The following is a 12,747-nucleotide window of genomic DNA, read 5'->3' on the forward strand; positions in this document are numbered from 1 at the left end:
GGCGGCCGCCTAGTTCTCCACCCGCGCCGGGGCGGGAGTGATCGTCACATCGGAGTGACCGACCATAAGGAAGACCGTTGAAGAGAAATCGACTTGCCTCCGCATCAGCACTGGGCGCGGGGATGCTTGCAGGGGCCATGGTTCTGACAGGCTGCGGAGCGGGAGCGTCGCCTTCGTCGTCCCCGTCAGCCTCTGCCGTGTCACAGGCGGATATCGACAAGGCCATGCAGACCCCCACCACCCTCACTTTCTGGTCATGGACACCGAAGATGCAGGACGAGGTAGACCTGTTCGAGAAGAAGTACCCCGCCATCAAGGTGAACCTGCAGAACGTCGGGCAGGGCGCCCCGCACTACGCCAAGATCCGGACTGCGCTGAAGGCTGGTCAGGGAGCGCCGGATGTGGTGCAAATGGAGTATCAGGAGACGTCGTCCTTCGCCCTGACCGACAGCCTGTTGGACCTGGCCCCGTATGGCGCCGGAGATCTCAAGGGAGACTACGTCCCGTGGGTGTGGAATCAGGTCGACCAGGGCGGGAAGGTCTACGGCATTCCTCAGGATTCGGGCCCCATGGGGAACCTCTACCGCACTGACCTCTTCGCCAAGTCAGGGATTACGAACGCTCCCGCGACCTGGGACGAGTACGCCAAGGACGCGCAGGCCGTGAAGTCCTCCACCGGTGCCTACATGTCAAATCTCGCCCCGAATGACCCCGGGCAGCTGATGGGACTGTTCTGGCAGGCCGGGCTGAAACCATTCGGCTACGACGGGAACAAGACAGTCACAGTCAACGTAGCCAGCCCGCAGGCGAAGAACGTCGCAGCGTACTGGCAGAAACTCATCCAAGGTGGCCTCGTGTCAGTCGACCCCGACTTCACGGACCAGTGGTACCAAGGCTTGGCCAACGGAAAGTACGCAGGATGGCTAACTGCAGCCTGGGGGCCGGTTTTCCTTCAGGGTACAGCCGCCTCGACGGCCGGGAAGTGGAATGCCGCCCAGCTGCCCCAGCAGAACGCCGGCGAGCAGAAGGCGGGCAACTGGGGAGGTTCGGCGGACGCCGTCCTGAAGACGACCAAGAACCCGATCGCGGCGTATGAATTGGCCAAATTCATCAACAACGACGCGACCTCGACAAACCAGCTGGCCACGAAGCAGTTCCTCTTCCCAACGGACACGACCGTGCTGAAGGACCCCTCCTTCGTCGACCAGAAGTCTGACTTCTACGGCGGACAACAGGTCAACAAGCTCTTCGCCGGCATCTCGAACAACGTCGACACGACCTTCCAATGGCTGCCTTACATGGACTACGCCTACTCCAGCTTCAACGACACGGTCGGCAAAGCGATCGCGGACAAGTCGGACATCTCCGCGAGTTTGGACGCGTGGCAGAAAGAGCTGAAGGACTACGGCACCCAGCAGGGATTCACCGTCCAGTAAGACCCCCCAATCCAAACCGGTCCTTGGGAGGGACCCACGGTCCCCCCAAGGGCCCTCACAAGTCCGCCCAGATGCGGGAGCATCACAAGGAGTTGTTATGGCCAGCACGATCGCAGCCCGTCCCCGGTCCAGGACAGGCGACAAGCACCGTCTCCGGCCTGGAAGCACCAGACGCCGACAGCACGCGGCCGCCTACCTGTTCGTCCTTCCCTTCTTCGCCGTGTTCGTGGCCATGCTGATCGTGCCCCTCTTCTACTCGGGCTATCTCAGCTTCTTTCAGACCAGACTCGTGGGCGGGGTCAGCTTCGTCGGATTCGCCAACTACCTCCACGCGTTCACCGACACGGCGTTCTTGGGAGGAGTTGCGAGAATGGCGCTCTTCCTCGTGATCCAAGTCCCGGTCATGCTCGCGCTGGCCCTGTTCTGCGCCCTCGCGCTCGACAGCGGCTGGGTCCGTGGGAGCAAGGTGCTCCGGCTCCTGATGTTCATCCCGTACGCCGTCCCGGGCGTTGTAGCAACGTTGATGTGGGGCTACCTCTACGGCAACGATTTCGGACCCATCGCGCAGACCCTCCGGGCCATCGGGCTAGGCGCCCCGGATCTGCTCTCACCCGAAAACGTCCTCGGTTCCCTGATGAATATCGTCACCTGGGAGTTTGCGGGCTACAACATGATCATCATGTACTCGGCCCTTCGGTCGATCCCCGGGGAGCTCTACGAGGCGGCGGAGATTGACGGCGCCAGCCAATGGCGCATCGCCTGGAGCATCAAAATCCCTGCAATCCGCCCCGCGATCCTCCTGACCATCATCTTCTCGGTCATCGGAACCTTCCAGCTGTTCAACGAGCCGAGCCTGCTCCACAATCTGGCACCCAACGCGATAAGCAACTCCTTCACCCCCAATTTCTACGCGTACAACCTCGCCTTCGTCGACCAAAACGTCAACTACGCCGCCGCAGTGGCGTTCATCCTCGGCATTGTCATCATGATCGTGTCCTACGTGGTGCAGCTGAGCACCCAGAAGCGGGAGAAGAACGCATGAGCGCCATCCCAGCTACCCGCACTCGTGCCGAGCGGCGCACAACGCCCGGTGTCCGAATCGGGAGGCGCAGGAAAGGACGCGAGGAGCGCCGGAGCAGTCTGCTGACGCTCCTGCTGTGGGTTTGCGGCCTCTACTTCGCCTTCCCGCTGGTGTGGCTCGTGGTCGCGTCCACCAAGGACAACGCTGACCTGTTCACAAGCTTCGGACTTTGGTTCGGGAAGAGGTTCAGTCTCTTCGACAACCTCGCCACCGTCTTCAGCACCCAGAACGGCATCTACCTCCACTGGGCGCTCAACACCGTCCTCTACGCAGGAGTCAGCGCAGTCGGCGCGTCCCTGCTGGCCACCATGGCCGGCTACGCCTTCGCCAAATACGACTTTCCGGGAGGGAGGGCGCTCTTCAGCGTGACCCTGGGCGCCATCATGATCCCGCTCACTGCCCTTGCCATCCCCACCTATCTGCTCTTCAGCTCGGCAGGGTTGACGAACACTCCCTCGGCCATAATCCTCCCTTCGCTCGTGAGCCCGTTCGGCGTCTTCCTGATGAGGGTCTACGCCGCGGACGCGATCCCGGACTCGCTCATCGAAGCGGCGAGAATGGACGGAGCTGGCGAGTGGCGAATCTTCTGGCAGGTGGGCCTGCGTCTGCTTGGGCCTGGCGTGGTCACAGTCTTCCTCTTCGCACTGGTGGCGACCTGGAGCAACTATTTCCTTCCCCTGATCATGCTCAACAGCTCGGGCCTCTATCCCCTGACGGTGGGGCTTGCCCAACAGCAGGCGGCCAGTGCTGCCGGTGGCGGAGCCCAAGCCCTGTTCTCCACCGTAATCACGGGATCGGTCGTCTCCGTCGTGCCGCTCATCCTGTGTTTCCTCTACCTCCAGCGCTACTGGCAGACCGGTCTCGCAACCGGCAGCACCAAGGGCTGAGCCGCACCCTCCGTCTCCTGTGCGGATCGATCTCCGCATGCTCCCATCTGAAAGAAGACCATGTCTGCAAGCCCACGCAAAGTACTCTTCGGCGCCGCGTATTACCACGAATACCAGCCTTCGCCCCGGCTCGAGGAAGACCTCGACCTCATGGTCGCGGCCCACATGACCGTCATCCGGGTGGGCGAATCGACTTGGTCCCAGTGGGAGCCCGAAGACGGCCGGTTCGACCTCGAATGGATGACGCCGGTCCTCGACGGCGCCCACCGGCGCGGTATCTCTGTAGTCCTCGGCACCCCAACCTATGCGGTCCCCATGTGGCTGGCCCGCCGCTATCCGGAGATCGCGGCTGAGACCCGCACCGGCAAGCCACTCGGGTGGGGGGCCCGCCAGGAGGTCGACTACACCCATCCAGCCTTCAAATTCCACGCCGAGCGGGCCATTCGCACGATCGTAGGCCGTTTCGCCGGACATCCCGCGGTCATCGGCTTTCAGGTCGACAACGAACCGGGCCTGCTCAGCTTTCACAATCGCGGGGTCTTCGAGCGTTTCAAGGACGAACTGCGCCACCAGTACGGAACCGTCGAGAACCTGAACAAAGAATGGGGCCTGGTCTACTGGTCACACCAGCTTTCCACGTGGGCAGACCTGTGGACTCCAGACAATAACGCCCAGCCCCAGTACGATCTGGCCTGGCGGCGCTTCCAGGCACGCCTCACCACGGAATACCTGGCTTGGCAGACGGCCATCGTGAAGGAATACGCGTCTCCCGAACAATTCGTCACCACGTGCATCGCCTACGACCGCCCCTCTCAGCACGACGAAGAGCTGACTCGCGCATTCGACATCACCGCCGGGAACCCGTACTACGCCATGCAGGAAGCATTTGCAGCGGGCAGGGCGACCACCGAACCACAGGGCTGGGCCACCGCAGGGGCTTGGACGCTCTTCCAGAGCGGGGACAGGATGTACTCCTCCAAGCAGGCTCCCTTCCTGGTCACCGAGACCAACGCCGGGGCGATCGGCGGATCGGCGATGCATTATCCCGCCTTCGACGGGCAATGGCGGCAAGCCGCGTACGCCCTTATTTCCCGTGGAGCCGAGATGATCGAGTACTGGCACTGGGCCACGAACCACTATGGCGCGGAGACCTACTGGGTGGGGGTCCTCCCCCACGATCAGAAGCCCGGACGCGTCTACCGCGAGCTCGCCCGCATCGGCAAGGAACTGGACACGGCTGGCAGCGTCCTGACCGGGCTAGTTCCGGATGCCAGCATCGGGATGGTCTACTCCAACGAGTCGAAATGGGGCCTCGCCTGCCAACCCTGCTTCCACGTCGAGCACCAGCCCATGGAGGGAGACGAGCGCTCCTACCAGAAGATCTTCGAGGCCTTCTACCGCGGGGCCCACAAAGCGGGGGTCCCGGTCAGGATCCTCCACGACACCCAGATCACTTCCCCGGAAGGCGGTCTCGACCCGCAGCAGGTGGCGGAGGAGCTTCCCGTGCTAATCGTGGCCGGCCTCTACATTGCCGACGACGGGCTCCTTGACTGGCTTCAGGCGTACGCCCAAGCGGGCGGTCATCTCGTCTTGGGCATGCGCTCGGCTTACGCTGACCACGAAGCCCGTGCCCGAAGGGAGACCAAGCCGGCTAGGCTCCACGCCGCAGCGGGAATGAGCTACCAGGAGTTCTCCCAGCTCGATGCTCCGCTGGAACTCGTGGCCACCGGGAGCCTCACGCTGTCCGAAAAGGCCCGCGCCACCCGCTGGGCGGAGTACGTCGAACCCGGAGAAGCAACTGTCCTGGCACGCTACGTGCACCCCCAGTTCGGGAGCTATGCCGCTATCACCACGGTCGAGGCGGGCCGCGGACGGATTACGGCGGTTGGGACGCTGCCCGATGACGCCCTTGCCGAGGACATCGTCCGTTGGCTCGTGCCCCCGACCCCAAGCCAGTGGCGGGAACTGCCCAATGCTGTGACCGTATACTCGGCGACGGGCGCCGATGGGACCCGCGTTCATTTCGTGCACAACTGGTCTTGGGAACCTGCCACCGTCGCGGCCCCCGGCCAGATGCGCGACCTCCTCGAACCGACGCATCAGGTGCTCGAAAAGATAGAACTCGGCGCTTGGGACGTCCGCGTCCTCGCCGAAGACCCAGCGAACCTCTAGGACTGCGACGCTGCGACGGCCTCTTGTGGGCCACGCTGGCCCTCCGTCGCCTAGGTTTTCCACGACTCGAAGAACTACAGGCCATATGCGAAAGGGAGGGTCCGGTTTCCCGGACCCTCCCTACCCCAATGAAGCACTCCCGCTCCCCAGCGGGACAAACCGCAGGGCCCCTGACCGGCCCACTCTTCCGATACCCGGCTCTCCCTATCCCAAACTCGCTTCGAAGGAGCTCACGGGCAGTGCGTCAGCCGGAGCGGACACAACCGGCTCCCCTTGGGCCTCCTCGCCCGAAGCCGACGTCTCATCCGTGAGCTCGCATTTTCTCAGCGCTTGACCCAGGAGCTTCGCGGCTTCTGCGGCCACGTGAGGCCGCAGGAGGCCCCTGCCCTGATGGACTTCGCGAAGCAGCGGGATCGATTCCGCCGGACTGCCGGTTGCGCAGAGCCAACGGGCGCGCAGGAGCGCGAGTTCGAGCTGGTCGGCCCGGGGGCAGCCGATGACGGAGAAGCCCATTTCTGCGCGCTTGAGCGCGTCGAGCGTGTCCTGGTCGAGGTTCCCTCCCGCGAGGCGCGTGGACGCGATTTCCTGGTTGAACCGGGACCAGAGCTCTAGGTCGTTGGCGGACGACAGGAACCGCGCAGCTCGCCGGTGCCGCTCGGCGCCCTCGGTGTGGTCTCCCCGGATGAAGGCGACATTGCCGATGGTCCATTCGCTCTCGCCCGTGCTCACCGGGGCAGTCTCGGTCTCGGCCATCAGGTCCGACAGGGAACGGCAGCGTTCCCAAGCCTCATCGAGCCTGCCGCTGTCCGCGAGGGCACGGATGAGCCTTCGGAGTGCCCCGAAGAGGACCTCGGACCTGCCGGGCATCTCGGCGGCAAGACGGACGGCTTCGTGGGCGTGCTCGAGTGCTGCCGCCGTCCTGCCGAGGCCGGTGAAGCTGAGGGAGAGCATTTCGTGGGCTCGGGAGGCCAGCGCTGGCGATTCCGAGAGCGGGTGGGAGAGAAGCCTCCTGACGAGGACGACGCAGTCCTCGAACTTCCTCAGCTTCACGAGGCATTCAGCCCGCAGGCAGGCCATGTCCCACCAGCTGCTGGCCTTCCCCGCCGTCTGGGCGGCTGCGGCGGCGGTCTCGGCGTGCCCGGCCGCGTGCTCGTATTCGCGGAGGTCCCACGCCTGCCGCGCCGCCAAGGCGGACGCGAGGTAAGCGCCGTCGCCGGCTGCGGTCTGCCCACTCCCTCCTTGAAGCCCCCGCGGTGGGTCTTGGAGCCGTCGAGCGAGCTCTCGGACCACGGCGGGACCGGGTTCGCGCCGGCCCGCCTCTATCAGCGAGATGTAGCTGGCGGGGAAGGCCCCCTCCCCCAGCTCGTCCAGCGTGAGTCCCCTGGCCAGCCGTTGGGTGCGCAGGTGCTGGCCGAATCGGATTCCCATTTTCCCTTTCCTTTCCTCGAGCCTTTCCTCGAGCTCCTCGGGCTTGATGAGGCCCGTGACGGTTCAGCCAGTGGTGATAGTTCAGTAGACGAAGTCCTCGTCGATGCGGCGGACCGTGATCTCACCCGCAGCCTCGAGCGCGCGGATCTGCCGGACGATCTGGGCCCGGGCGTCCTGCACCTCGGACGCCCGAACCGGGCCGAGGGCGGCGCTCTCCGCATCCACGAGCTCCCGGTTGCGCTCCGAGATGTTCTCGTGGATCGCTGCGACTACGGGCTGCGGGGCGCCCTTCATGGCAGTGGCCAGCAGCGCTGGGTTCAGCCCGCGCAGGATGTGCTGGATGTCGCGGCGCTCGAACTTGACGATGTCGGCGAAGGTGAGCATCTTGGCTCTGACCTCTTCCGCGAGCGCCGGGTCGAGTTCGTCGAGGCCGTCGAGCACGTCCTGTTCGGTGATCGCGTCCGAGCGGTTGATGATGTCCACGAGCGGTTGTACACCTCCGAGGACCTCGGCCTGCTTCCGCGTTCCGGCTGCGGGCGCGCCCAGACGTGTCCGGAGACCGTCGGCGAGCAGGCCGATTGTCTCCGGTGCGGTGGGGCCCATGGTGGCCAATGCATGGGCGACGTCGGTTGCATGCGGCTGCCCGAGGCCGGCGAGGATCTGGGAAGCCTTCTCCGGGCGCAGGTGTGCCAGGACGACGGCGATGGTCTCGGGCAGTTCGCCGTCGAGGACGGTCAGCAGATGGGCGGGGTCGATGGTCTCCAGGAACTCGAGGGCGTTCCCGGCCATGCTGGCGTTCAGGCGCCCCATGACTCCCTCGGCCCGCTCTGCGCCGAGCGAGGCCTCGAGAAGGCCGGCGGCCAGGGCGCGGCCTCCGCGGACATGACGCCGGCCGTTGACCACGATGTCATGGAATTCGGCAAGCACCCGCTCCGAAACCGCCGGTTCCACCCGGCTCAACCGAACGATCTCGGCGGCGATCGCCTCGGCCTCTGGTTCGCTGAACTGGGCCATGACCTTCACGGCGGCCTCGTTGCTCATCTGCATGAGCACGATGGCGGCCTTCTGGGTGCCGGTCAGGCCCATGGGGCCGGGTGCCGTCGCCGTCACAGCTGATCACCAGGCCGTACCCCTGCATCCTGTGCTGGCGATGCCATCCGCTGGGTGGATGCTGCGCCGCCCATCGGTCGGGGGTCTTCTGATGGGTCGCCCAATTCGGTCATGATCTCCTTCTCTCGAGTGGCGTCGGGCTCTCCTGCTGCGTCGGGATTCGGCGCGGCCGTCGATCCCTCTCCGAAGCGCCCGGGGTCGGGGACGCATCCCCGGTAGCGGTATGTGATCGCCTCGTCCTGGACCACGTAGGTCGTCACCCCGGCCCGGGTCCAGTGCAGGACGAGCAGCCCGTACCGCTCGGCCAGCTTGGCCAATGTGAGGAACGAGGTGACGTCCACGATCGCCCGTCCGGGAGGTGAGGTGAGCGGGTGGACGCGCACCAGCAGGGGGCCGTATCGCCTCCGGATCGCCTCGTCAGGGTCGGCAGGGCGGGCACTTGGGCGCCCCAGCAGGAATGCGACGGCGGCGGCGGCCACGCCCGCCAAGAGCGCGGCGACCACGGCGATCCGAGCGGTGCCGACTGGGAGACGCATCCCCAGGAGGCTGACCGTGTCGCTCTGCCCGGGAGAGGGCTGGCTGGCGGTTGGTGCCGTAGCGGTGAGCGCCTTGGCGTCTCCGTCGAGGGCAAGCTGCTGGGGTGTGAGCCGGAGCTTCAGAGCGGGGGCGAAGTCCTCTCCCGATGTCCTGTGGATGACGGCGGTGAGGGTCACCTCGACCGGGTTTGCCGGCGTTCCCGTCGCGGCTGCGCCAGCCTGGGCTCTGGCGTCGAGTGTGTCCAGGTCCAAGGCGACGGTGCTCTCGTGCCGAGTGCCGGAGAACTGTGCAGGGGCGGAGAGGGGAAGCGTGGTGTGCCAGCCGCCCGAGTTGGACAGCTCGGCCGTGACCGCGATCGTCCCGGGCTGACCGCTGTAGTCCATCCGTACCTCGACGGTGTTGGCCACCTTGCGGAAGATCGGGTCCGGGGAGCTGGCCGTTGGGCCGTCGTAGGCGGGTGTCCGCCCCACGGCGGCGCTGTAGGAGAACTGCATCACGGCACCCTGAAGCGCGCCCGGAGTGGCCGGCTGGGCAACGGGTGTCCACGCTGTCGCTGCCGCGGCTGCCCCGCCGACGAGGAGGATGGCCGCGAGGCCGCCGGCTGCCAGTGATGCTCGGGGGATGTGCCACAGCCCGGTTTTCGGGGAGGTGAGGTGGCGGGACACGGCGGTGCTCCTTCGTGCTCGACGGCGGCGTCGACGGGTCATCGCACCGGTTCCCCCGCCCGCCACGAGGGCGAAGGCGACCAGTGCCAGGACCCAGGGGCTGGTGATGGTGTTGAGGACCGCTCCCCCGTGGGGGATGTGGAGGACGGCGTGGCCGAGGATCTGCTGCGGGGTGGGTTTGACGACGTCGGTGGACTGGTTGTTGTCGCCCTTGATGATGAAGCCGGATTCGGCGTTCCCGCCGATGATCCGGTGCAGGACGACAGTGCCGGAGCCCGGCACTCGGTAGGCGACGATCTCACCGACGCTGTACGCGGGTGCTCGCTGGACGATGACGAGGTCGCCCTGGTAGTACACGGGGTTCATGCTCACCCCGTGGGTGGAGACGGCCGAGAACTGCCCGCTCAGCAGGGCCGCCGCCGCGAGTGCTACGACGGACGCGGCCAGGCCCAGCAGGGCGAGGCCGAAGCGACGGGCGAGGGTCATTCCAGGGCTCCAGAGGGAATGGGGTCAGGAGGGTGGGCGGGCCGCAGCGGTGTCGGCGGCGGCCCGCCACAGCTTCAGGGGATGGCTCTGCTGGGGATCTTCCGGCTAGCTGACCGTCACCGCGACGCTGCTGAGGCCGGTCTGGCTCTGGCCGCTGGCGGGCGTGCAGGTGGACTGGAACGTCGTGCCGTCGATGGCGGTGCAGGTGAAGGCGGTGCCGGTGCCGTTGTTCAGGGAGATCGTGGGGGTCTTTCCGCCCGTGGCATCGGCGAAGTGCAGGGTGACCTCGTTCACGGCCGTGTCGGACGCGTCGGTGAAGCCGTAGCCGATGCTCGAGAGGGTCGCACCGGTCACGGACTGGCTGACCGTACCTCCCAGGAACTGGGTGCTGCCTGCACTGTTGGTCACACCTGTGCCGGTGAAGGCCGAACCGGCCGCGAGGGCAAGGCCGGCTGCGCCGAGGCCGGTGAGGATCTTGACGGATGTACGCATCGAGTGTCTCTTTCGTTTCTCTGGAGCCGCGGGCCGCTGGCCCGCTGCTCGGAGCTTCTTCCGGCCGAAGCCGAGGGCTGAAGATCAGCCACGAAACAACTCAATCGCATTTGTATTTGCTTGATGATCTATCTATCCAAATCTTGCGCTAATCCTTGGACAAGCTACTCGTCATGCAAGCTTTAAGCAGGCCGGAAACGGACAGGTTCGCCAGTTACGATTCTGGAACGGTACAAGATGCTCCGAGCAGATGGGACGACGGCTGGATGACTGCCCAACGGGCAAGTGACGCGCTTCCTTTCATGGACGCCACCCGTGGCCTCCGCCACCTGATCCACATAGGGGAAGACTTCCGGAGGACCAGCGCCAAGCGACTGGGGATCGCGAGCAGCGACTTCGTCGCGCTGGGTCACGTGTACTGGGAAGGGCCGGCCCTTCCCAGGGAGCTGGGTGCTCTGCTCGACATGGGCTCCGGGACGGTGACGGCTGTGCTCGACAGGCTCGAGAAGCGGGGCTACATCACCCGCACCGCCCATCCGACCGACCGGCGCAGCCTGCTGATCGTCATCACCCGAAAGGGCCGCGAGGCGATGGACGTGGTCTACGGCGAGTTCGACGTGGCATTGCGGCAGGCACTGGAAGGCGTCGGTGGCGAGGAGGACGCCGCTGCTCTGGGAAACATGCTCGAACGACTCTCTGACGCCGCCGCCGAAGCTATCGCCGCCAACCTCGCCCCGCGATCAGAGGGGCCGGGCCAAGCAGCCCAGGAGCGTCGGTAAGACTTTTTAATGCCGGTGAGGGCGCTCGCTACCTGGCTGCGGGGCGGTCGTCCGGGTGGACGACGCGTTCGCGGGAGGGGCGGAACCCGTGCTCCAGCGCCCAGAGGATCGCGTTGGAGCGATTCGTCACTCCGATGCGACGGTAGCAGCTTCGGATGTAGGTCTTGACCGAGTTGATCGACAGAAGCGTGCGCTCTGCGAGCTCGGCGTTGCTCAAGCCTTGGGCGATCAGGGCCAGGACTTCGGCTTCACGCTGCGTGAGGCCTTCTTCCCTGCCGGGCCAGTCGCCGCCGACCACTGTCGTGGCGCCCTTGCCCCGAGGGCCCTCGGGCCGGTCGCCACGGTGTACTGCCTGCAGGGCTGCGACCAGCTGCCCAGCCGGCAGCGCCTTGGACAGGTACGCGCTCGCCCCGTTCGCGGTGGCCGCGGAGATCAGGGCCGGGTCGAGGTTCCACGAATAGACGACGACCTTCCCCGCCAAGGGATCCTGGGAGAGCTGATGCACGGCTTCGCTGTCGCCCTGAGTCGCGGCGAAGGTGTCGTACAGGGTGATGTCCACCGGCTCCGCCGGATTCCGGCCCACGTCCAGCTCGACGATCTCCACCTGGTCCCGATAGGAGCGAAGCATCGCGGCCACTCCATGGACCACGATCTCGTAGTCGTTGACCAAGGCGACGCGCATAGGAGACATCTTCGCACCTTTTGGTGCCCCTCTTCACACCCGCAGGGGTGAATACAGCCCTCCCCTGCGCCGGTAGCGTCTTATGTGTGGCCAACCGCGCTGATCTGAAGCACGAGAGAGTCCGGAAGCTGAGCCAGCAGCTGGCCGGCGTCCGTGACGCCTCGCGCTCGGCACCGGCCTGCTGCCCCGATTCGCCGCGGCATGGGGAACGGTGAGCCCTTCGAGCCCGCAGATGCCAGCCCCGAACACAGCCGTAGTTTCGGCTGAGCTCAGTGGACCGCAGAAGGTCATCGCGAGGGGGGTCGGAGGCGAAATCCACGGGTACGCGGTCGAAGCCGACGGCGAGCGGGTTCTCGTGGTGTGGCAGGTGGCATCGGGACGACTCCGGCGACGGCGCGTCCAGGCCAAGGACGTCTTCCTGCCCAGCATCGCTCGTCCCTGGTCGGGACTGGCGATCAGTCTCGACCAGCTCCGCGCCCATTCCCTGGGCCCAGGTTGAGCTTTCGGCACCTCGCGACGGTCAGGACCCCCGGTTGCTGCCCGTTCCTACGGCCTTCTCCCTGGAGCTCCTGTCCCCAGAGACCGGGCCTCCCCAGCCCCCAGCAGAGAGACCTGCCATGAACACCACCGATCCGCCCCCCGCACAAGCCGCCGCAAGCGACGACCGTCAGCTCGGCCGCGTTGCCGATGCCAGCCGTGGTGGCCCCACCATTTCCGAGGAGCTCCGGCAGGCTTCCGAGGAGCTCCGGCAGACGGCCAGCCTCGCTCTGGCCAAGGCGTTACGGAACTACCGGAAATCGGCCGCTCCCGCCCTCACCCTTCGGCCGTCGGCCACCCTCCTCGGGGGTTTCGGGCGGTTCTTCAGTCGCCGGCCTGACGGACGGCCCGTGGCGCAGGAAGCCGAGGACCTCAGTCGAAACGCACTGCGTTCCACTCCAGGATCCGCGGTTCAGCAAATCTCCCGGCAGCGAACGGATCACCTGCAATAAGGC

The 12,747-nt window shown here is 66.0% G+C and carries 12 protein-coding genes; 7 read left to right on the forward strand and 5 right to left on the reverse strand.

The window, feature by feature from the left end:
• Positions 1 to 197: 197 nt before the first annotated feature.
• The 4 genes from E6A21_RS13430 (at position 198) to E6A21_RS13445 (ending at position 5,576) form a co-directional block, all read left to right on the forward strand.
• Positions 198 to 1,436, forward strand: a complete 1,239-nt coding sequence (locus tag E6A21_RS13430) for an ABC transporter substrate-binding protein (protein WP_246036503.1) — start codon at positions 198 to 200, stop codon at positions 1,434 to 1,436.
• A gap of 97 nt (positions 1,437 to 1,533) precedes the next feature.
• The gene (locus tag E6A21_RS13435; RefSeq protein ID WP_138444660.1) at positions 1,534 to 2,478 is read left to right on the forward strand and encodes a carbohydrate ABC transporter permease; all 945 of its coding nucleotides are present in this window, start codon (positions 1,534 to 1,536) and stop codon (positions 2,476 to 2,478) included.
• Positions 2,475 to 3,404, forward strand: coding sequence for a carbohydrate ABC transporter permease (locus E6A21_RS13440; RefSeq protein ID WP_138444661.1), 930 nt, complete (start codon positions 2,475 to 2,477; stop codon positions 3,402 to 3,404). Before E6A21_RS13435 ends, E6A21_RS13440 begins: the two co-directional genes overlap by 4 nt.
• 60 nt (positions 3,405 to 3,464) lie before the next feature.
• Positions 3,465 to 5,576 carry a beta-galactosidase gene (locus tag E6A21_RS13445; protein ID WP_138444662.1) on the forward strand — a complete coding sequence of 704 codons (2,112 nt, stop codon included), beginning with the start codon at positions 3,465 to 3,467 and terminating at the stop codon, positions 5,574 to 5,576.
• 204 nt (positions 5,577 to 5,780) lie between these two features.
• Here E6A21_RS13445 and E6A21_RS13450 read toward each other — a convergent pair whose 3' ends face one another.
• The 4 genes from E6A21_RS13450 to E6A21_RS13465 all read right to left on the reverse strand — a co-directional run bounded on the left by E6A21_RS13450 (position 5,781) and on the right by E6A21_RS13465 (position 10,294).
• Entirely contained in the window at positions 5,781 to 7,004 is a 1,224-nt protein-coding gene (locus E6A21_RS13450) for a helix-turn-helix domain-containing protein (protein WP_138444663.1), read from the reverse strand.
• 81 nt (positions 7,005 to 7,085) lie between these two features.
• Positions 7,086 to 8,114 (reverse strand): flagellar motor switch protein FliG, encoded by a 1,029-nt coding sequence (fliG, locus tag E6A21_RS13455; protein WP_342777870.1) that lies wholly within the window; start codon positions 8,112 to 8,114, stop codon positions 7,086 to 7,088.
• The gene (locus E6A21_RS13460; RefSeq protein ID WP_138444664.1) at positions 8,111 to 9,802 is read right to left on the reverse strand and encodes a signal peptidase I; all 1,692 of its coding nucleotides are present in this window, start codon (positions 9,800 to 9,802) and stop codon (positions 8,111 to 8,113) included. The genes fliG and E6A21_RS13460 overlap by 4 nt, the downstream gene beginning before the upstream one ends.
• Before the next feature lie 105 nt (positions 9,803 to 9,907).
• Positions 9,908 to 10,294 carry a hypothetical protein gene (locus E6A21_RS13465; RefSeq protein WP_138444665.1) on the reverse strand — a complete coding sequence of 129 codons (387 nt, stop codon included), beginning with the start codon at positions 10,292 to 10,294 and terminating at the stop codon, positions 9,908 to 9,910.
• A gap of 302 nt (positions 10,295 to 10,596) precedes the next feature.
• Here E6A21_RS13465 and E6A21_RS13470 point away from each other — a divergent pair, with 302 nt between their 5' ends.
• Positions 10,597 to 11,073, forward strand: a complete 477-nt coding sequence (locus E6A21_RS13470) for a MarR family winged helix-turn-helix transcriptional regulator (protein ID WP_171041396.1) — start codon at positions 10,597 to 10,599, stop codon at positions 11,071 to 11,073.
• Positions 11,074 to 11,101: 28 nt separating this feature from the next.
• On the opposite strand, the gene E6A21_RS13475 is transcribed toward E6A21_RS13470, so the two are convergent.
• Positions 11,102 to 11,755: a response regulator transcription factor gene (locus E6A21_RS13475; RefSeq protein WP_246036504.1), complete on the reverse strand. Its 654-nt coding sequence runs from the start codon at positions 11,753 to 11,755 to the stop codon at positions 11,102 to 11,104.
• 211 nt (positions 11,756 to 11,966) lie between these two features.
• Here E6A21_RS13475 and E6A21_RS13480 point away from each other — a divergent pair, with 211 nt between their 5' ends.
• Together E6A21_RS13480 and E6A21_RS13485 are read left to right on the forward strand one after the other, a co-directional pair.
• On the forward strand, positions 11,967 to 12,254 hold the full coding sequence (locus E6A21_RS13480) for a hypothetical protein (RefSeq protein ID WP_138444668.1): 288 nt from the start codon (positions 11,967 to 11,969) through the stop codon (positions 12,252 to 12,254).
• A 118-nt stretch (positions 12,255 to 12,372) separates the two neighbouring features.
• Positions 12,373 to 12,744, forward strand: coding sequence for a hypothetical protein (locus tag E6A21_RS13485; protein WP_138444669.1), 372 nt, complete (start codon positions 12,373 to 12,375; stop codon positions 12,742 to 12,744).
• Positions 12,745 to 12,747: the final 3 nt, after the last annotated feature.

Source organism: Sinomonas susongensis, assembly GCF_005877005.1.
GTDB classification, from domain to species: Bacteria; Actinomycetota; Actinomycetes; order Actinomycetales; family Micrococcaceae; genus Sinomonas; species Sinomonas susongensis.